We start from the raw sequence: 19,251 nt of genomic DNA, 5'->3' as shown, positions 1-19,251 counted from the left end.
ATGGGCACCGGCATCACCGCGCAAGCGCTGCAGCAGCGGCTGGCCGAACGCCTGTCGCCGACCCGGCTGGAGGTGATCGACGAGAGCATCCAGCACTTGGGCCACGCCGGCCAGGACGGCACCGGTGTCGGCACCCATTTCCGGGTGCGGATCGCCTCCCCGCTGTTCGACGGCAAGGCCACGGTGGCGCGTCATCGCCTTGTGTATGATGCGCTGCGAGATTTCATCGACGCCGGCATCCACGCCCTGGCCATCGAAACCTCCTGACATCCCCGCTTTCCAGAGACCCTTTTGAAAGGGACCCCCCGATGAAACAGCAACTCCTGGCGGCCGCCGCCGCTGCCTTCCTGTGCGCCGCCCTGCCCGCCGCTGCGCAGAACGTCGCCGTCGTCAACGGCAAGCCGGTCCCCACCGCGCGGGTGGAGGCGCTGGCCGCCCAGTTCGCCAAGTCGGGGCGCCCGGTCACGCCGGAGGTCACCGCCCAGCTGAAGGAAGAGGTCATCGCGCGCGAGGTCTTCATGCAGGAAGCGCAGAAGCGCGGCCTGGAGGGCAGCGACGATTTCCGCAACCAGATGGAACTGGCCCGCCAGACGCTGCTGATCCGCGAGCTGTTCGCCGACCAGCAGAAGAAGAACCCGGTGACCGACGCCGAGATCAAGGCCGAGTACGACAAGTTCGTGGCGGCCAACGGCGGCAAGGAATACAAGGCGCGCCACATCCTGGTCGAGAAGGAAGACGAGGCCAAGGCCATCATCGCCAGCCTCAAGAAGGGCCAGAAGTTCGAGGACATCGCCAAGAAGCAGTCCAAGGATCCCGGCTCCGGCGCCAACGGCGGCGACCTGGACTGGGCCACCGCGGCCAGCTACGTGCCCGAGTTCTCCGACGCCATGGTCAAGCTGACCAAGGGCCAGCTCACCCAGCAGCCGGTCAAGACCCAGTTCGGCTGGCACGTGATCCGACTGGACGACGTGCGCGAGGCGCAGCTGCCCAAGCTGGACGACATCAAGCCCCAGATCGCCCAGTCGCTGCAGCAGCAGAAGCTGGCGAAGTTCCAGCAGGACCTGCGGGGTAGCGCGAAGGTCGAATAACGAGCGCAGCGAGTTATTCGATCCCCGCGAAGGCGGGGATCCAGAGGGCGGCCGGAAGGCCGCTTTTCCATTGGCGCCAGTAAGTCGGAAGCCCTGGATGCCCGCCTTCGCGGGCATGACGACCCCCCCTACCGCAACACCGCCGTCACCCCCGCCAGCACCCCGATCATCACCGGCTGGTGCAGCATGTACCAGGACAGGCTCCAGCGTCCCATCCACGCCAGCGCGCGGGCTTGCGGCAGCAGGCGGCCCTGCACCAGCTGCGGGCGGTTCGCCAGCAGCCATTGCCCGGCCGCCATGCCCCACCACATCACGCCCAGCCAGGGGAACAGCGGCACGTAGTCCTCGGTGACGGGCTTGCGGCTGACCAGGCCCAGCCAATGGAAGGGGGCGCGGTTCAGGAAATCCAGCGACGGCCAGGCCGCGTGCGCCGCCGGTGCGGCCAATGCCAGCCCGATCGCGAGGGCTCCGGCCGGCCACAGCCAGCGGCCCCAGCCGGCCGTCAGCCGCACCACCACCAGCATCGCCGCGATGCCGTGCAGCACGCCGAAGAAGATGTAGCTGCGCGGGAACATCAGCCACGAACCCGCCGTCACCAGCAGCGCGCAGCCGGCGATCTGGGCCCAGCGCCGCCAGAAGCGCGGCCAGCGCTGCCCCTGCGCGTGCGCCACCGCCTGCGACAGGCCGGCGCAGAACAGGAACAGGCTGACGATGGCCGTGCGCTGCCAGGTCCAGACCGGGTCGCGGTAGAAGTCCTGGCGGATCCAGCCGAAGTAGTTGAGGTCGAAGCCGAAGTGATAGGCCGTCATCCAGGCGATGGCGGCGCCCCGCAGGGCATCGATTCGGTCGTAGCGGCCGGTAGGCATCGCGCCCGAGTGTAGGGGCGCGGACGGCGCCGTCAGCGGTGGTGCTTGCCGACGCGGGCGAAGGGATCGTCCAGGTCGGCGGCCTGGCTGGGGCGGTCATCGCGCACCCGCACGGAGTCGGACGGGGACAGGCCGCCCATCTGGCTGTCGAGCTGGAAGTTGGACTGCTCCCACAGGTCCCAGGCCGACTCGTCGTCGTCTTCCCGGACTTCCATCGTGGACATGGGCAGGGGCGCGATCGGTGCCCTGTCAACGGCACCGTGGCGACGAACCGGGACCGCGGTCGCGGGTGCCGCACCTCGCGCCTGCGCGGGCCGCGAGGGTTTGGCCACGGGTTCCGCGCGCTTGAACAGCTTGAACATCGTTCGCCCCTTTTCCTGCCGGCTGGACTTCCGTGGCCCGGAGCGGGCGGGAAGGCTTGACATTCAACAAGCCGCCTGGGAGGCGGTCAAGAGGCGCTGCCCTATGCGATCGGCCGGCCGGTGGCGCCTGCCACGCCCGCTGCAGGCGCTTCCCAGGCGAAGCACCCGCGATAGGCGTGCCAGCTGGCGTGCCCCAGCCAGGGCCCGGCGACCAGCACGCCGACCGCCCAGGGCAGCAGCATCGCGCCCACCAGCACGGCGACGATCAGCGCGCCCCACAGCAGCAGCGGGCCGGTGCGGCCGGTCACGGCCTGGATGCTGGCGAGGCCGGCCGTGATCGCGTCGGTATCGCGGTCCAGGATCATGGGGATGGACACCACGCAGGTGGAGAACACCAGGGCGGCGAAGATGCCGCCCACCAGCGCATAGACCGCGACGAACTGCCAGTTGCGCGGGTTGAACACGGCCTGCAGCACCGACGCGGTGGTCGGCATGCCGGTGTCGAAGAACACCGCGAAGACCACGAGCGAGGCGCGGCCCCAGAGCAGTTCCAGCAGCAGCAGGACCAGCACCAGCAGCCCCATGCTCCCCAGGTGGCGGTCCCAGCAGGTCAGCGAAGCCGCGAAGTCCTGCGGCAGCCCCTGCTCGCGCCGGCGGCTGACCTCGTACAGCCCCATGGCCAGGAAGGGTCCGAGCAGGAAGCAGCCGGAGACGAAGGACAGCGTGTACTCCGGCATGCGCCGGAACACCGCGCCCAGCAGCAGCGCCATGCCCCAGAAGCACAGGCCGTAGAACAGCGAGATGGCGGGCGCGGCCCGCAGGTCGCGGGCGCCGCGGGCCAGCCAGCGGAAGGGATGGTCGAACGCGACCGCGCGCAGTTGGCGCCGGGGCGGCACGGCGGACTCGGCGGATTCCGACGCGGGCGGCTGCAGGGACGTCATCCCTGCATTCGACCCTCGGCGCTGCGGGTCCTTCTATCGGGACCTACCCCACTGGGGCATTGGGCTCATCCGACCCACTTCCTGGCATTGCGCCAGATCCGCAGCCAGGGGCTGAAGTCGGACTTGTCGCCGCCGGTCCAGGACATCTGGATGTTGCGGAAGGCGCGCTCGGCGTGCGGCATCATGGCCGTGAAGCGGCCGTCGGCGGTGGTCACCGCCGTCAGCCCGCCCGGGCTGCCGTTGGGGTTGAGCGGATAGGTCTCGGTGGGCTGGCCGTGGTGGTCCACGTAGCGCATGGCCGCGATCGCCCGCTCCGGGTCGCCGCGATGGGCGAAGTTGGCATAGCCCTCGCCGTGCGCCACCACGATGGGCAGCCGGCTGCCGCCCATGCCGGCGAAGAACAGGCTGGGCGAGTCCAGCACCTCCACCTGCGACAGCCGCGCCTCGTAGCGCTCGCTGCGATTGGTCGTGAAGCGTGGCCAGGCCTGCGCACCCGGGATGATGTCGGCCAGCTCGGCCAGCATCTGGCAGCCGTTGCACACGCCCAGCGCGAACGTGTCCTTGCGATCGAAGAAGGCCTGGAACTGCTGCGACAGGCGCGGGTTGAAGGTGATGCTGCGCGCCCAGCCGATGCCGGCGCCCAGCGTGTCGCCGTAGCTGAAGCCGCCGCAGGCGACGAAGCCCTTGAACTGCGGCAGCTCGGCCCGGCCGGACTGCAGGTCGGTCATGTGCACGTCCACCGCCTCGAAGCCGGCGAGGTCGAAGCAGTACGCCATCTCCACGTGCGAGTTGACGCCCTGCTCGCGCAGGATGGCGACCTTGGGGCGTGCCAGGTTCAGGAAGGGCGCGGCCACGTCCTCGCGCGGGTCGAAGCTGGGCGCGAACTGCAGGCCGGGATCGGCCGGATCGCCAGCGAGGGCATGCTCGCTGTCGGCGCCCTCGGGGTTGTCGCGCTGCTGGCAGATCTTCCAGCTCACGCTGTCCCAGACCTGGTGCAGGTCGGCCAGCCTGGCGCTGAACACGGCCTTGGTGTCGCGCCAGACCTGCACCTCGCCCTTGCCCTTGTCGATGGCGGACGAGGCCGGGCGGGTCTGGCCGACGAAATGGCTGTGCTTCGAAAGCCCGTGCTCGCGCAGCACCTGCATCACGGCGTTGCGCTCGGCACTGCGCACCTGCAGCAGCACGCCCAGCTCCTCGCTGAACAGCGCCTTGAGCGTGAGCTCCTCGCGCCGGGCGCCGACCTGCCCGGCCCAGTTCTTGGCGTCGCCGTACTCGGCGCGGCTGTCGGCGATGCCGTCGCCCTCGGTGACCAGCAGGTCCACGTTCAGCGCGATGCCCACGTGGCCCGCGAAGGCCATCTCGCAGGCGGCGGCGAACAGGCCGCCGTCGCTGCGGTCGTGGTAGGCCAGGATGCGGCCCTGGGCCCGCAGCGCATTGACGGCATCCACCAGCCGCACCAGGTCCTGCGGATCGTCCAGGTCCGGCACCTCGCCGCCGGGCTGCTCCAGCACCTGGGCCAGGATGCTGCCCCCCATGCGATGGCGGCCCTTGCCCAGGTCGACCAGCACCAGCGTGGTCTCTTCGCTGGCATCCAGTTGCGGCGTCAGCGTGCCCCGCACGTCGGCCACGGTGGCGAACGCGCTGGCAATCAGGCTCACCGGGGAGCTCACCTTCTTCGCCTGCCCGCCCTCCTGCCACTGGGTGCGCATGGACAGGCTGTCCTTGCCGACCGGGATCGAGATGCCCAGCGCCGGGCACAGCTCCAGGCCCACCGCCTTCACCGTCTCGTACAGCGCGGCGTCCTCGCCGGGCTCGCCGCAGGCGGCCATCCAGTTGGCCGACAGCTTCACGCGCGGCAGCTCGATGGGCGCGGCCAGCAGGTTGGTGATGGCTTCGGCCACCGCCATGCGTCCCGAGGCGGCGGGATCGGTGGCGGCCAGCGGCGTGCGTTCGCCCATGCTCATGGCCTCGCCGGCGAAGCCCGCGAAGTCGGCCAGCGTGACCGCGCAATCGGCCACCGGCACCTGCCAGGGGCCGACCATCTGGTCGCGGTGCGACAGGCCGCCCACCGTGCGGTCGCCGATGGTGACCAGGAAGCGCTTGGACGCCACCGTGGGATGCGACAGCACCTGGATCGCGGCGTCCTGCAGGGACACGCCGGTGAGCTCGATGGGCGGCGAGGTCCGCTGCACCGACCGCACGTCGCGGTGCATCTTGGGCGGCTTGCCGAGCAGCACGTCCATGGGCATGTCGACGGCGAGGGCGGGTTGGCTCCCTCCCCCGCTGGGGGAGGGTTGGGGTGGGGGCACGCCAGTGGCGCTGCGCATGCCCCCATCCCGACCTTCCCCCAAAGGGGGAAGGAGAGAAGGCACTTCGGCGTCAAGGGTCGCCCGCAAGTCCACCTCGCCCACGACCAGCTGCCGCTCCTCGGTCGCCACGCCCACCACCGCGAACGGGCAGCGCTCGCGCTCGCACAGGGCGCGGAACGCCTCCAGCGAGGCAGGCGCGATCGCCAGCACGTAGCGCTCCTGGCTCTCGTTGCACCAGATCTCCTTGGGCGCGAGGCCGGATTCCTCCAGCGGGATGCGGCGCAGGTCGAAGCGGGCGCCGCGGCCGGCGTCGTGGGTCAACTCCGGGAAGGCGTTCGACAGTCCGCCCGCGCCCACGTCGTGGATGGCCAGGATGGGATTGGCCTCGCCCAGCGACCAGCAGTGGTTGATGACCTCCTGCGCCCGGCGCTCGATCTCGGGGTTGCCGCGCTGCACCGAATCGAAGTCCAGCTCGGCCGCGTTGGCGCCGGTGGCCATGGAACTGGCGGCGCCGCCGCCCATGCCGATGCGCATGCCGGGGCCGCCGAGCTGCACCAGCAGGGTGCCGGCCGGGAAGCGCTCCTTGGCGGTCTGGCCGGCCTCGATGCTGCCCAGCCCGCCGGCGATCATGATGGGCTTGTGGTAGCCGCGCACCACGCCGTCGACCACCTGCTCGTACTCGCGGAAGTAGCCCAGCAGGTTGGGCCGGCCGAACTCGTTGTTGAAGGCGGCGCCACCCAGCGGGCCCTCGGTCATGATCTGCAGCGGGCTGGCGATGTGCGCCGGCCGGCCGTTCGGGTTGTCCCAGAGGCGCGAGACGGTGAAGCCCGTGAGGCCGGCCTTCGGCCGCGCGCCGCGCCCGGTGGCGCCCTCGTCGCGGATCTCGCCGCCGGCGCCGGTGGACGCGCCCGGGAAGGGCGAGATCGCCGTCGGGTGGTTGTGCGTCTCGACCTTCATCAGCACGTGGTGCAGCGCCGGGCGGCGCTGGTAGGCCGAGGGGCCGTCGCCGCGCAGCGGCAGGAAGGCCTCGACCCGGGAGCCCTCCATCACCGAGGCGTTGTCCGCGTAGGCGACGATGGTGTGCTGCGGATGCGACTGGTGGGTGTGGCGGATCATGCCGAACAGGCTCTTGTCCTGCGGCACGCCGTCGATGGTGAAGACGGCGTTGAAGATCTTGTGCCGGCAGTGCTCGCTGTTGGCCTGGGCGAACATCATCAGCTCGACGTCGGTCGGGTTGCGGCCCAGCCCGCGGAAGGCTTCCAGCAGGTAGTCGATCTCGTCCTCGGCCAGGGCCAGCCCGAACTGGACGTTGGCCCGCTCCAGCGCGGCACGGCCGCCCGCCAGGACGTCGACCGCTTCCATGGGCGTGGCCTCCAGCTCGGTGAAGAGCCGGTGCGCGGACGCCCGGTCGGGCAGCACGCTCTCCGTCATGCGGTCGTGCAGCAGCGCCGCAATCGCCTCGCGCTGGGCCGCCGACAACTCCGCCGCCTTGCCCAGCAGCGAAGACTTGAGCGTGACGCGGTATTCCACCGCCCGCTCGATGCGTCGCACCGGCAGGCCGCAGTTGTGCGCGATGTCGCTGGCCTTGGAGGCCCAGGGCGAGACCGTGCCCAGCCGCGGCGTCACCACGAACAGCGTGCCCGAGGCATCGCCCTCGAACGGTTCCCCGTAGGCCAGCAGCGCGGCCAGCCGCTCGCGGTCGGCCGCCGAGGGCGCCTGCTCCCACGCTGCCAGGTGCACGAAGCGCGCCGAGAGCCCGCTGACCCGGTCATGGATCGCCTGCAGCCGCGGCAGGAACTGCTGGACACGGAAGGGGCTGAGGGCACGCCCGCCCTCGAACTCGGAGATGTGCAGGGTCACTGTGAAACCTGTGGTGGGAAGCAGGAGCGCCGCCGCTGACTGGGGCGGCGCCTGAAGGCCTTCGATTTTACCGGCCGGGCCGGCGTCGCCTGCGGCCGCGCGACCCCTCTGGAATAATTCGAGGCATGAGCATCACGTACAAGGACGCCGAAGGCATCCAGGGCATGCGCACGGCGGGCCGGCTGGCGGCCGAGGTGCTGGATTTCCTGACCCCCCACATCAAGCCGGGCATCACCACGCGGCAGATCGACGAGCTGGCCGCCGAATGCATGAAGAAGCAGGGCACCACCTCGGCCACGCTGGGCTACCAGCCGCCGGGCTATCCGCCCTATCCCGCTTCGCTGTGCACTTCGGTCAACAACGTGGTGTGCCACGGCATCCCGAACGACAAGCCGCTGAAGAAGGGCGACATCGTCAACGTCGACGTCACCGTCATCAAGGACGGCTGGTACGGCGACACCAGCCGCATGTTCATCGTCGGCGACACGTCCATCGCGGCCAGGCGCCTGGTGAACCTGACCTACGACGCCATGTGGCACGGCATCGTGCAGGTCAAGCCGGGGGCGCGGCTGGGCGACATCGGCTGGGCGATCCAGCAGTTCGCCGAGCGCAACGGCTTCTCGGTGGTGCGCGAGTTCTGCGGCCACGGCGTCGGGCGCAACTTCCACGAGGAGCCGCAGGTGCTCCACTACGGAAAGCCCGGCACGCTGGAGGAACTGCGCCCCGGCATGACCTTCACCATCGAGCCCATGATCAACGCCGGCCGCAAGGAGGTGAAGGAACTGGGCAACGACGGCTGGACCATCGTGACCAAGGACCATTCGCTGTCCGCCCAGTGGGAGCACACCATCCTGGTCACCGAGACCGGCTACGAGGTGCTGACCCTGTCCGCCGGCAGCCCGCCGCCGCCCGCCTTCGTCAACGGCTGAGGCGCGAATGGGCGCCCGCCTGGATCCTCCTTCTTCGCGGAGGTTGGCGAAGGGGGAGGAGGATGACCCGAGGGGCCGAGGATGACTGACGTGCCGACCGCGGCGAAAGACAGGCCTGGACCGGCGGGCGACCGGCTGCGCGAAGCGGACGACCAGCCCCTGGCCGCCGTCCTGCGCGAGCGCCTGAAGGCCCAGAAGGCGGCGATCGACCAGGCCCTGCTCGATCCCGCCCGGCCCACCCGCTCGGTGGGCGCCGTGCTGCGGCGGCTCGCCCGCCACGTCGACGCCGCGCTGCAGGGCTTGTGGCGCGACGCGCAGCTGCCCCGCGACACCGCCCTGCTGGCGGTCGGCGGCTACGGCCGCGGCGAGCTGTTCCCGCACTCCGACGTCGACGTGCTGGTGCTGCTGCCCGAAGGCGCCGACCCCGAGCAGGACCCCGCGCTCCAGGAAAGCCTGGAAGCCTTCATCCGCCAATGCTGGGACAGCGGCCTGGAGATCGGTTCCAGCGTGCGCACGGTGCAGCAGTGCCTGGACACCGCCGCCGCCGACGTGACCATCCAGACCTCGCTGCTGGAGGCGCGCCGCCTGGCCGGCGACCGCGCGCTGTTCGACCAGTTCCGCGCGCGCTTCGAACAGGCGATGGATCCGCGGGCCTTCTTCGTCGCCAAGACGCTGGAGATGCGCCAGCGGCACAACCGCTTCGAGAACACGCCCTATGCGCTGGAGCCCAACTGCAAGGAGTCGCCCGGCGGCCTGCGCGACCTGCAGGTGATCCTGTGGGTGGCCAAGGCGGCCGGCTTCGGCGCGAGCTGGTCCGAGCTGGCGGCCAACGGCCTGGCCACGCCGCTGGAGGCGCAGCAGCTGGAGCGCAACGAGGCCTTGCTGCGCCTGGTCCGCGCCCGGCTGCACGCGATCGCCGGGCGGCGCGAGGACCGGCTGGTGTTCGACCTGCAGACCGCCGTCGCCGAGGCCTTCGGCTGGCGCACCCGCACCGCCGGTGGCCGCCTGCTGCAGCGCGCCAGCGAGTCGCTGATGAAGCGCTACTACTGGGCCGCCAAGGCGGTGAGCCAGCTCAACCAGATCCTGCTGCTCAACATCGAGGAGCGGCTGGTCCCCAGCGGCCAGGAGCCGGTGCCCCTGAATGCCCGCTTCTCGATGAAGGCCGGCATGCTGGAGGTGGCCAGCGACGACCTGTACGAGCGGCACCCGCACGCGGTGCTGGAGACCTTCCTCGTCTACCAGACCACCGTGGGCGCCAAGGGCCTGTCGGCGCGCACGCTGCGCGCCCTGTACAACGCCCGCGGCGTGATGGACGCCGGCTTCCGCAAGGACCCGGTGAACCACGCCACCTTCCGGGCCATCCTGCAGCAGCCCTCGGGCATCACCCACGCCTTCCGGCTGATGAACCAGACCTCGGTGCTGGGGCGCTACCTGTGGACGTTCCGCCGCATCGTCGGCCAGATGCAGCACGACCTGTTCCACGTCTACACCGTGGACCAGCACATCCTGATGGTGCTGCGCAACGTGCGGCGCTTCTTCATCGCCGAGCACGCCCACGAGTACCCGTTCTGCTCGCAGCTGGCGGCCGGCTTCGACCGGCCCTGGGTGCTGTACCTGGCGGCCCTGTTCCACGACATCGCCAAGGGCCGCGGAGGCGACCACTCCGAGCTGGGCGCGCGCGAGGTCCGGCAGTTCTGCCGCCAGCACGCCATCCCGGCCGAGGACTGCCGGCTGGTCGAATTCCTGGTGCGCGAACACCTGTCCATGAGCCGCATCGCGCAGAAGGAGGATCTGAGCGACCCGGCCGTGGTCACCGCCTTCGCCGCCAAGGTGGGCAACGAGCGCAACCTCACGGCCCTGTACCTGCTGACCGTGGCCGACATCCGCGGCACCAGCCCCAAGGTCTGGAACGCGTGGAAGGGCAAGCTGCTGGAGGACCTGTACCGCGCCACGCTGCGCGCGCTGGGCGGGCACACGCCCGACCCGGCCGCCGAGATCGAGGCGCGCAAGCGCGAGGCGCTGGTGCAGCTGCAGCTGTTCGCGCTGCCGCACCAGGCCCACCGCAAGCTGTGGGACACGCTGGACGTGGGCTACTTCATGCGCCACGACGCCAGCGAGATCGCCTGGCACACGCGCCACCTGTCGCGCCACGTGGGCAGCGCCCGCGCGGTCGTGCGCGCCCGCCTGTCGCCGCTGGGCGAAGGCCTGCAGGTGCTGGTCTACGCCCCCGACCAGGCGGACCTGTTCGCGCGCATCTGTGGCTATTTCGACCAGGCCGGCTTCTCCATCCTGCACGCGCGCATCCACACGGCGACCAACGGCTATGCGCTGGACACCTTCCAGGTGGTCACGCCCATGCTGCCGGAGCACTACCGGGAGCTCACGAGCATGGTGGAGTCGGGGCTGGAGCAGGCGCTGGAGCGGGCCGGCCCGCTGCCGCCGCCCAGCCGCGGCCGGGTCTCGCGCCGGGTCAAGAGCTTCCCCATCACCCCGCGCGTGCAGCTCACTCCCGACGAGCGCGCCCAGCGCTGGCTGCTGACGGTCTCGGCCAACGACCGGCTGGGCCTGCTCTATTCGATCGCGCTGGTGCTGGCCCGGCACCGCATCAACCTGCAGCTGGCCAAGATCACCACCCTGGGCGAACGGGTGGAGGACACCTTCCTGGTCGACGGTGCCGAGCTGCAGCAGAACCGCGGGCAGATCGCGATCGAGACCGAGCTGCTGCAGGCGCTGGAAGGCTGACGCGGCGCCGCCTCAGTCGTCCGCGCCGGCGTCCATGCCGGGGAACAGCACCTCGGTGAAGCCGAACTTCGTGAAGTCGCGCATGCGCATCGGGTACAGCTTGCCCACCAGGTGGTCGCATTCGTGCTGTACCACGCGGGCGTGGAAGCCGTCCACCGTGCGGTCGATCGGGTCGCCGTAGGGGTCGAAACCGGTGTAGCGGATCGCCTTCCAGCGCGGCACCAGGCCGCGCAGGCCGGGCACCGACAGGCAGCCTTCCCAGCCCTCCTCTTCCTCGTCGCCGATCGGCGTGATCCGCGGGTTGAGCAGCACGGTGCGCGGCACCAGCGGCGCATCGGGGTAGCGCGGATTGGGCGCGTCGGTGCCGAAGATCACCAGTTGCAGGTCGACGCCGATCTGCGGCGCGGCCAGGCCGGCGCCGCTGGCAGCGCGCATGGTGTCGAACATGTCGGCCACCAGCCGGTGGATCTCGTCGGTATCGAAGGCGGCCACCGGCTGGGCCACGCGCAGCAGGCGCGGGTCGCCCATCTTCAGGATCTCTCGCACGGTCATGGCACGGAGGATAGCCGCGCGGTCAACGCCCCGACGCGGCCAGCTCGGCCAGCACCGCGTGGGCGTCCCGCTGTACCTGCCGCGCCGCGCGGTCGGCCAGCGCCAGCCGGCGCTCCACCCAGGGCGTGAGGTCGTCATGGCCGCTTTCCGGCACCGGGGGCGGCTCCGGCAGCGGAGCCTCCTCGGCCGGGCCCGGTGCGGCGGAAGGCACCGGTGCGGCGAGCGTCTCGCCCACGCCCTCGGCCGACGCGCGCAGGATGGGGCGCAGCCGCTCGCTGTCCAGCCGCTCGCGGCGCAGCAGCACGGTCTTGGCCGCGGTGAGTTGCGCCAGCAGCAGGTAGCTGTGGGCCAGCAGCCGCTCCAGCGCGTCCAGCGGCGGCCGCACGGCCCGCGGCTCGACCAGCGCCCGCTGGGTGGCCTGCACCAGCGCCGAGAGGCTGTCGTAGGCTTCGCGCCGCGCCAGCCGCCAGCCCAGTTCCGGCTCGTCGTCGACCGCATCGAGCTGCGCCAGCCCGAGCGCCTCGCGGGCATGGCGGCCCTGCGCCAGCAGCGTGCGCCGCACCAGGGCCGGCAGCTGGCCGCGTTCCCAGGTGGGCAGCACGTAGGCGAACAGCCAGGCGATCGCCACGCCCAGCACCGTGTCCGCCATGCGCTCGGCCACGTCGAACACCGGGTTGGCGCCCAGGCCCAGCATGTGCGCCTGCAGCAGGCTCAGGATCGTGGCGGCCACCGCCGTGACGACGTACTTGCGCAGGGCGAAGGCATGGGCGACCGCCTGGGCCGCGCTGAGCACCAGCAGCAGCGACCAGGCCGGCGGGTCGGCCCACAGCAATGCGCCGGCAATGACGCAGCCGAGCACGGTCCCCGCCACGCGGCTGTTGCGCCGCTCCAGGGTCTGCGCCAGGCTGCCGCGCAGCACCACCACGATGGTCAGCAGCAGCCAGTAGCCGTGCGCCTTCCAGGGCAGCACGAAGGTCAGCGCATAGGCGCAGGCGATCGCCAGCGCGGCCCGCAGCGCATGCCGCAGCAGCGGCGCGTCCCAGCGCCGGAGCACTCGCAAAGGTTTCCAGGACCAGCTGGTCGGGCTGACGAACAGCCGCCAGGCCGTGCGCACCACGGCCACGTCGGCCTGCACCTCGCCGCGCGCGAGCGCCACCAGCTGCCGGGTCTCCTCGTGCAGCCGGCCGATGCGGTTGCGCAGCGAGCGGGCCAGCGCGACCTGCGGCGGCTCGCCGGGCTCCGCGTCGACCAGCGCCGACCGGGGATCTGGGGACGCGAACGACGGTGGCAGCCGGCCGAGCAGCAGCGCGTCGGCCACGGCCTCGATCGCGTCCGCCTGGGCGACCAGTTCGCGGCGCAGGTCCTCCAGGGCGCCGGCCTGGTCGGGGCTGGCGCGCAGCGTGTCCAGGTCGAGCTCGCTGGCCAGCAGGTGGTCGCGCATCTCCAGCATGTGCAGCAGCATCCCGGCGAGCTGGCGCCGCCGCGGGGTGCGCGGGGCTTCCAGCACCAGGTCGCGCGCCGCCTGCAGCTGGTCGGCCAGTGCCGCCTGTTGCTGCATCAGCCGGCCGATCAGCGGCTGCGCCCCTGGCGCCGTTTCGGCGGCCGGCGCCAGCTGGCGGGCCTGGGTGCGCATCAGGGCCGCCATCACCAGCAGGGTGTCGGCCAGGATCTGGCTGCGGTAGCGCGCGTTGAGCACCGCATTGGCGAGCACGGCCCAGGCGATGTACAGGGCCGCGCCCAGCGCGAACCAGCCGCCGGCCACCAGCGCCCAGTCGAGCCCGCTGCCCGCCGCCACCGCCATCGAGAACACCATCGCGAACATGAACGAGATCGCCAGGGGCGCGCCGCGCCGTCCCCAGGCGCCGGCCAGGAAGGCCACGAAGGTCGCGGGCACAAGCAGCAGGGCCAGGTGCAGCGGGTAGGGCTTGAGCAGCTGCATCGCCATGAACAGCGGCACCCCGAACAGCGCCGCTGGCAGCAGGTGCAGCAGCTTGCCGCGCAGCGGTGCCGCGGTGTCCGGCGGGATGCAGACGATGGCGCCCACGGCCGCCACCGAGGCCGCCCACGGGTTGCCCAGTGCGCGCACCAGCACGGTCACGAACAGCAGGCCCAGCGCGGCGGCGATGCCGTTCAGGACCTGGTGGCCGAGGGCGACGCGCAGTGCCGGTGCCAAGCCCGGTCCCTCAGTGCAGGACCGCCGCAACCGCGGCGGTCGCAGGGATGGGGACGGAACCGGTGCGCGTGGCGGGACTTCCGGGCATGGCCGGCGATGGTACGCGCGCCATCACAATCGGGCCTCATGGCCGAACCCTCTGCCGGCACCCGCCCTGCCCCGTCCCGCGCGATGCGCTGGTTCTACCTGTCGCTGGCCCTGGCCAGCCTGGCGCTGGGCATCGTGGGCATCTTCCTGCCGGTGCTGCCGACCGTCCCCTTCATCCTGCTGTCGGCGTGGGCGGCGGCGCGCAGCTCGCCGCGGCTGCTGCAATGGCTGGAGAACCACCCGCGCTTCGGGCCGGCCATCTCGGACTGGCGGCGCGGCGGCGTGGTGGCGCGCAAGTCCAAGTGGCTGGCCACGGTGCTGATGGCGACCAGCGCGGTCCTCATGCTGGCGATCGTCGGTCCGCGCTGGTTCATCCTGCTCGCCATCGCCATCATGGCCGGCGTGCTGGCCTGGCTGTGGCAGCGACCGGAGTCCTTCCCCGAACCCGGCTGACCGGGGCCCGGCGGCCCGTCTCTCGGGGCCGGCCCCTCGCGCCGGCCGCCGTACCGATTCGTATTAGGTGAATGTCTGCACTGTGCAGCAGGGGGCCCTGCCTCTACCATTCCCGCCACAGCCGGGGCGACCTCCGCTCCCTTGCCGGTCCTTGAACGACGTCTACATCGAAACCGCCGTTGGCGACCTGCGCGTGGGCTTCCCGCTTCACGACATCGACCACGCCATCCGGGCCGTTGCCGTGCGAGCGGTGCCCGCTGCCCCGGGTTGCCTGATGGGCACCATCGACGTCGCCGGCGAGCCGGTGGCGCTGTTCGACACCCACCGCATGCTGGGCCTGCCCGGGCAACCCGTTCGTGCCAGCGACCGCTTCCTGCTCGCGCGGGCGGACGCGCGCTGCGCCTTCCGGGTCGACGAGGTGATCGGCACCCTGGTTCCGCAGTCGATCGCGCATGCCGACTCGGTCGGCCTGCGTGCGCTCGGCCTTCGCGGCGTCGCTGCCGACGAGCGCGGCACGCTCCTGCTGCAGGACCTCCGCAACGTGCTCGCCCTGGAACGCGCCGCGGCCTTCGCCCTTTCCGAGCATGGCTGACACCGCCGCCACCCTGCCCTGGGCCGGCGTCAGCCGCCGCCTGGAGTCGCGCCTGGGTCTGCACTTCGGGCCGCGCCGCTGGCCCGACCTCGAGCGCGGCCTGGCGTCGGCGGCCGCACGCCTGGGGCTGGCGGATGCGCAGGCCTGCGCCGATGCCATCCTGTCGTCGCGACTGGCCGATGGCGGCTGGCAGGTGGTGGCGGAATGCCTGGCGGTCGGCGAGACCTATTTCTTCCGCGACCCGCAGGTCTTCGACGACCTCGCGACGCACGTGCTCCGGCCGCTGGTCGCGGCGCGCCGCGACGGCTCGCGCCACCTGCGGCTGTGGAGCGCCGCCTGTTCGACCGGCGAGGAGGCCTGGTCGCTGGCCATGCTGGTCGCCAGCCTGCTGCCCGACTGGCGCGAGTGGAACATCTCCATCCTCGCCACCGACCTCAACGCGTCGGCGCTGCGCAAGGCACGCGCCGGTCGCTACGGCCGCTGGTCGATCCGCAGCGGCGTTCCGCCGCTGGCGCGCGAATGGCTGCGGCCCGGCGCCGACGGCGGCGCCGAGGTGGCGCCGGAACTGCGCCCCCTGGTCCGGTTCGCCCGGCTCAACCTCGCCGGCGACGGCTATCCGTCCGCGACGTCCCAGACCCTGTCCATGGACCTGGTGCTGTGCCGCAACGTCCTGATCTACTTCGAACCGGCCCGGGCGCGCGCGGTGCTGGAGCGGCTGGGTGCCGCGCTGGTCCCCGGCGGCTGGCTGGTCACCGGCCCGGTGGAACTGCCTCGCCCCGGCCTGCCCGGCCTGGAGCCCGAGATCACGGGCGGGCTGACGGCGCTGCGCCGTTCGGGCTCCGCCTCCCGCGAGTCCGCTTCGCCGGAGCACGCCCAACCTTCCAAGCCCGCCCGTCCCCTGTCGGTGAGTCCGAGAATCCAGCGGGCTCCGCACCCGCGTCCGGCCGTATCGACGGCCACGCCGCTGGCCCCCGAGGCGCCAGCGCCGACGCCCGCGATCCCGATGGTGCTGCAGGCGCGCGGTCACGCCGACGCCGGCGACCTCGCCCGTGCCGAGCAGCTGTGCCGGCTGGCGATCGAGCAGGACAAGCTGGATCCGCAAGCCACCCACCTGCTGGCCACCATCCTGCACGAGCGCGGCGCCATCGACGAAGCGATGGCCGCCCTGCAGCGCACGCTCTACCTCGATCCGGACCACGTGCTGGCCCGGTTCACCCTGGGCAGCCTGGCGCTGCGACAGGGCGAGACGCAGGCCGGCCGCCGCCACCTGGCCCATGCCCGCAGCCGGCTGGCCCGCTGCGCACCCGACCACCCCCTCGAAGGCAGCGGCGGCCTCACCGCCGGCGAGCTCGAAGGCGTGATCCGGAATACCGAGGCGGGAACGTGAAGCCGGGGGACGAGATGGACGCCGCGCTCGAGGCATCGGTGCTGCGCCAGCGGGCCCGCGCGCTGGCCCGCTCGCGCACGACGGCGCAAGCCGGCGGCGTGGAGATGCTCGACTTCAGCGTGGCCGGCCATCGCTGCGCGCTGGAGCTGCGCTGGGTGCGCGAGGTCCGGCCCTTGCAGGACGCAGTGCCGCTGCCCGGGCAGCCCTCCGTGCGGCTGGTGCAGCTGCGCGGCCGCATGCTGCCCGTGATCGACATGCCCGGCCTGGACGCCGACGCATCCGACCGCTCGCCCGCGCCGGGGCTGCTGCTGGTGCTCGGCCGCCACGAGGCCGAATTCGGTGTCCCCATCACCGCGGTCCACGGGCTGCCGTCCGTCCTGCCCGAGGAGGCGGTGCGGCGCGGCCAGCCCCTGCACGACTGGCGGCCGGACATCGTGCGCGGCGTGACTGCCGCCGGACTCGTCGTCCTCGACGGCGAACGCCTGCTGTCCTTGCCGGGGCGTTCCGCCGCTACGCCACCCGGTCCGCCGGTCCACCACTTCCAATGACAGGGACAACGCCGATGCAGGGTTACCTGAACCTCCCCACCCGAACCAAGCTGTTCATCGCCTTCACCCTCACCAGCCTGTGCGCGGCGGCGGCCATCGTGTTCGCCTACGTGGCGCTGTCCGCGATGCGGCAGTCGCAGCGCGACCTGGTGGACGTCGAGCTGGCGACCATGGTCGCCCTCAAGGACATCCGCGCGGAACAGAACGCCATCAATGCCAGCATGGCGCTGCTGATGGTCGCCAGCAAGGACGTGCGCAAGGAGCACCTGCAGGACCGGATCCTGGCCAAGAGCCGCGAGGTCCAGGCGGAGCTGCAACGGGTCAGCGCACGCAGGGGCAGCATCGACGAGAAGCGCAACCTGCTGCGCGAATTCGAGGCCATCCGGGAGGCCTCCTACCAGCTGCGCACGCAGCAGATCCTGCCGCTGCTGGACCAGGGCCGCACGGACGAGGCGCGGGAACTGTTCACCGGGGTGCAGCTGCAGCGCGACCAGCAGATGGGGGCCCTGGTCGACCAGCTGATCGCCCACGCCACGCGCAGCGCCGCGGAGGCGGTGGCCGAATCGGAGCGGCAGGCCACCACCGCAATGCGCTGGCTGGTCCTGATCGCCGCGCTGGCGATGCTGGGGGGATTGGCCCTGACCGTGTTGCTCACCCGGATACTGGCCGGCCCCCTGCGCGAACTGTCGGACGCCGCCGAGCGGATCGCCGCCGGCGACCTCACGGTGGAGCTGCGCACGCATGCGCGCAAGGACGAGATGGGCGTGCTCAGCCGTACCTTCGCCCAGATGGTGGAGCGGCTGCGCCAGGTGATGCGCGAGATCAGCGACGGCGTCGGGGTGCTGGGCTCCTCGGCCAGCGAAATCTCGGCGTCGACCGCGCAGGTCTCCGCCAGTTCCGCCCAGACCGCTTCCGCGGTGGCCGAGACCTCGGCCACGGCCGAGGAGGTCAAGCAGACGGCCCAGGTGGCTTCCGACAAGGCGACGCACGTGCAAGGTGCCGCCCAGCGCTCGGTCGAGGCCTCGCAGGCGGGCCTGCAGGCCATGGAGGAATCGATCCAGGCCATGCAGCAGATCCGCCAGCAGATGGATTCCATGGCCGGCAGCGTGATCCGGCTGGCCGACCAGGGCACGGCCATCGGCGAGATCATCGCCACCGTCAGCGACCTGGCCGACCAATCCAACCTGCTGTCCGTCAACGCCGCCATCGAAGCCGCGCGTGCCGGCGAGGAAGGCAGCGGCTTCCGGGTGGTGGCGCAGGAGATCCGCAGCCTGGCCGAACAGTCCAAGCAGGCGACCGTGCAGGTCCGCGCCCTGCTCGGCGACATCCAGAAGGCGACCAGCGCGGCGGTGCTCGACATGGAGCAGGCCGGCAAGGCGGTGAGCGCCGGGGCCGAGCTGTCGGAAAAGGCAGCCCGCTCGATCCGCTCGATGACCGATACCATCGCCGAGTCGGCCCAGTCCGCCGCCCTGATCGCCGCCTCGGCCCAGCAGCAGGCCATCGGCATGGACCAGGTCGCCTACGCGATGCAGAACATCAACCAGGCCAGTGCGCAGAACGTGGCGGCCAGCCGGCAGAGCGAGGCCGCGGCACACGAACTGAAGAACCTCGGGCTGCGGCTCAAGGGCGTGGTGGAACAGTTCCGCGTCTAGCCGATCCGCCGCACCCTGCTGCGCCATGCCCAACCCCGACCCGCACTTCGATCGCAAGCTGGCGGCCATCTTCCAGGCCGAGGCGGTCGAGCACGTCCGCCGGATGGAGGTGTGCCTGGCGCAGCTCGAGCAGGCGGGCGGCGGCAACGAAGCGGGCCAGCCGCTCGAGGCCCTGTTCCGCGCCGCCCACAGCCTCAAGGGCGCGGCGCGCGCGGTGGGCGAGCACTTGGTGGAGTCGGTGTGCCACGCGGCCGAGAACCTGCTGGCCGGCGTACAACGCGGCCGGCTGGCCTGGTCGATGGAGCTGGCCGACGCCCTGCAGGACACGGTGGCGGCCCTCGCCCGGGTGCTGGTGGAGCGAGCCGGCCCGCCAGGCGCCATGGCCGAGCTGCTGCCGCGGCTGGAGCAGCTCGAGCAGGCCGGCCCGTCGCAGGCTCCGGCAGCCGCAGCTCCCGAAACACCCGCCCCGTCGGCCGCGGCCCCCGCCCCAGCGGCGCCACCTGCGGCAACGACCGAAGCACCGCACTTCGAACCGACCGTGCGTATCGGCGTGGAGCGCCTGGCGCGGCTGCTGTACCAGGTCGAGGAGCTGGTGGCCGCCAAGGCCGGTGCGGCCCAGCAGCTGGCGCAGCTGGAGGCAGCCCTGGCCTCATCGGACCGTTTCCGCTCTAGATGGGGCGCGTCGGATCCGGAAGCGGTGCAGGATTGGG

Annotated in this window: 16 protein-coding genes; 10 read left to right on the top strand and 6 right to left on the bottom strand. The window is 71.8% G+C overall.

What is annotated here, in order from left to right; all coding sequences use genetic code 11:
- Window positions 1-267: a BolA family protein gene (locus tag VEC03_RS05770; RefSeq protein ID WP_324913449.1), complete on the top strand. Its 267-nt coding sequence runs from the start codon at window positions 1-3 to the stop codon at window positions 265-267.
- Window positions 268-308: 41 nt separating this feature from the next.
- Window positions 309-1,088, top strand: coding sequence for a peptidylprolyl isomerase (locus tag VEC03_RS05765; RefSeq protein ID WP_324913447.1), 780 nt, complete (start codon window positions 309-311; stop codon window positions 1,086-1,088).
- Window positions 1,089-1,216: 128 nt separating this feature from the next.
- Here VEC03_RS05765 and VEC03_RS05760 read toward each other — a convergent pair whose 3' ends face one another.
- The 4 genes from VEC03_RS05760 to purL form a co-directional block, all read right to left on the bottom strand.
- Entirely contained in the window at window positions 1,217-1,954 is a 738-nt protein-coding gene (locus tag VEC03_RS05760) for a heparan-alpha-glucosaminide N-acetyltransferase (RefSeq protein ID WP_324913445.1), read from the bottom strand.
- A gap of 32 nt (window positions 1,955-1,986) precedes the next feature.
- Window positions 1,987-2,178, bottom strand: a complete 192-nt coding sequence (locus VEC03_RS05755; RefSeq protein ID WP_324913443.1) for a hypothetical protein — start codon at window positions 2,176-2,178, stop codon at window positions 1,987-1,989.
- 239 nt (window positions 2,179-2,417) lie between these two features.
- Entirely contained in the window at window positions 2,418-3,257 is an 840-nt protein-coding gene (locus VEC03_RS05750) for a DUF2189 domain-containing protein (RefSeq protein WP_324913441.1), read from the bottom strand.
- Window positions 3,258-3,322: 65 nt separating this feature from the next.
- Window positions 3,323-7,426, bottom strand: a complete 4,104-nt coding sequence (gene purL / locus VEC03_RS05745) for a phosphoribosylformylglycinamidine synthase (RefSeq protein ID WP_324913439.1) — start codon at window positions 7,424-7,426, stop codon at window positions 3,323-3,325.
- Window positions 7,427-7,551: 125 nt separating this feature from the next.
- Here purL and map point away from each other — a divergent pair, with 125 nt between their 5' ends.
- Both map and VEC03_RS05735 read left to right on the top strand, forming a co-directional pair.
- A complete protein-coding gene (gene map / locus VEC03_RS05740) occupies window positions 7,552-8,355 on the top strand; it encodes a type I methionyl aminopeptidase (RefSeq protein WP_324913438.1) in 804 nt (267 codons plus the stop codon).
- 81 nt (window positions 8,356-8,436) lie between these two features.
- Complete coding sequence (locus tag VEC03_RS05735) at window positions 8,437-11,097, top strand: [protein-PII] uridylyltransferase (protein ID WP_324913436.1); 2,661 nt, start codon at window positions 8,437-8,439, stop codon at window positions 11,095-11,097.
- A 12-nt stretch (window positions 11,098-11,109) separates the two neighbouring features.
- Here the strand turns inward: VEC03_RS05735 and def are convergent, their stop codons facing one another.
- Window positions 11,110-11,649 (bottom strand): peptide deformylase, encoded by a 540-nt coding sequence (def, locus tag VEC03_RS05730; RefSeq protein WP_324913434.1) that lies wholly within the window; start codon window positions 11,647-11,649, stop codon window positions 11,110-11,112.
- 22 nt (window positions 11,650-11,671) lie between these two features.
- A complete protein-coding gene (locus VEC03_RS05725) occupies window positions 11,672-13,822 on the bottom strand; it encodes an FUSC family protein (protein WP_324913432.1) in 2,151 nt (716 codons plus the stop codon).
- Window positions 13,823-13,948: 126 nt separating this feature from the next.
- On the opposite strand from VEC03_RS05725, the gene VEC03_RS05720 reads away from it, so the two are divergent.
- From VEC03_RS05720 to VEC03_RS05695, 6 genes are all read left to right on the top strand, one after another.
- On the top strand, window positions 13,949-14,362 hold the full coding sequence (locus VEC03_RS05720; RefSeq protein ID WP_324913430.1) for a YbaN family protein: 414 nt from the start codon (window positions 13,949-13,951) through the stop codon (window positions 14,360-14,362).
- 151 nt (window positions 14,363-14,513) lie between these two features.
- Window positions 14,514-14,954, top strand: coding sequence for a chemotaxis protein CheW (locus VEC03_RS05715; RefSeq protein WP_324913428.1), 441 nt, complete (start codon window positions 14,514-14,516; stop codon window positions 14,952-14,954).
- Window positions 14,947-16,341: a CheR family methyltransferase gene (locus VEC03_RS05710; protein ID WP_324913426.1), complete on the top strand. Its 1,395-nt coding sequence runs from the start codon at window positions 14,947-14,949 to the stop codon at window positions 16,339-16,341. The genes VEC03_RS05715 and VEC03_RS05710 overlap by 8 nt, the downstream gene beginning before the upstream one ends.
- Window positions 16,338-16,889, top strand: coding sequence for a chemotaxis protein CheW (locus VEC03_RS05705; protein ID WP_324913424.1), 552 nt, complete (start codon window positions 16,338-16,340; stop codon window positions 16,887-16,889). The genes VEC03_RS05710 and VEC03_RS05705 overlap by 4 nt, the downstream gene beginning before the upstream one ends.
- A gap of 14 nt (window positions 16,890-16,903) precedes the next feature.
- Window positions 16,904-18,541: a methyl-accepting chemotaxis protein gene (locus tag VEC03_RS05700; RefSeq protein WP_324913422.1), complete on the top strand. Its 1,638-nt coding sequence runs from the start codon at window positions 16,904-16,906 to the stop codon at window positions 18,539-18,541.
- Between the two features lie 25 nt (window positions 18,542-18,566).
- On the top strand, window positions 18,567-19,251 hold a 685-nt coding region (locus VEC03_RS05695; RefSeq protein WP_324913420.1), incomplete at its 3' end, for an Hpt domain-containing protein.

Source organism: Ramlibacter sp. (genome assembly GCF_035627355.1).
Taxonomy (GTDB): Bacteria; Pseudomonadota; Gammaproteobacteria; order Burkholderiales; family Burkholderiaceae_C; genus Ramlibacter.
Note: the sequence above shows the minus strand (reverse complement) of the source record. Positions and strands in the feature narration are given on the sequence as shown.

Excerpts from the sequence above, each read along its gene's own strand:
- VEC03_RS05770 (WP_324913449.1), top strand. The coding sequence starts at position 1 with ATGGGCACCGGCATCACCGCGCAAGCGCTGCAGCAGCGGCTGGCCGAA.
- VEC03_RS05765 (WP_324913447.1), top strand. The coding sequence starts at position 309 with ATGAAACAGCAACTCCTGGCGGCCGCCGCCGCTGCCTTCCTGTGCGCC.
- VEC03_RS05760 (WP_324913445.1), bottom strand. The coding sequence starts at position 1,954 with ATGCCTACCGGCCGCTACGACCGAATCGATGCCCTGCGGGGCGCCGCC.
- VEC03_RS05755 (WP_324913443.1), bottom strand. The coding sequence starts at position 2,178 with ATGTCCACGATGGAAGTCCGGGAAGACGACGACGAGTCGGCCTGGGAC.
- VEC03_RS05750 (WP_324913441.1), bottom strand. The coding sequence starts at position 3,257 with ATGACGTCCCTGCAGCCGCCCGCGTCGGAATCCGCCGAGTCCGCCGTG.
- map (WP_324913438.1), top strand. The coding sequence starts at position 7,552 with ATGAGCATCACGTACAAGGACGCCGAAGGCATCCAGGGCATGCGCACG.
- VEC03_RS05735 (WP_324913436.1), top strand. The coding sequence starts at position 8,437 with ATGACTGACGTGCCGACCGCGGCGAAAGACAGGCCTGGACCGGCGGGC.
- def (WP_324913434.1), bottom strand. The coding sequence starts at position 11,649 with ATGACCGTGCGAGAGATCCTGAAGATGGGCGACCCGCGCCTGCTGCGC.
- VEC03_RS05720 (WP_324913430.1), top strand. The coding sequence starts at position 13,949 with ATGGCCGAACCCTCTGCCGGCACCCGCCCTGCCCCGTCCCGCGCGATG.
- VEC03_RS05710 (WP_324913426.1), top strand. The coding sequence starts at position 14,947 with ATGGCTGACACCGCCGCCACCCTGCCCTGGGCCGGCGTCAGCCGCCGC.
- VEC03_RS05700 (WP_324913422.1), top strand. The coding sequence starts at position 16,904 with ATGCAGGGTTACCTGAACCTCCCCACCCGAACCAAGCTGTTCATCGCC.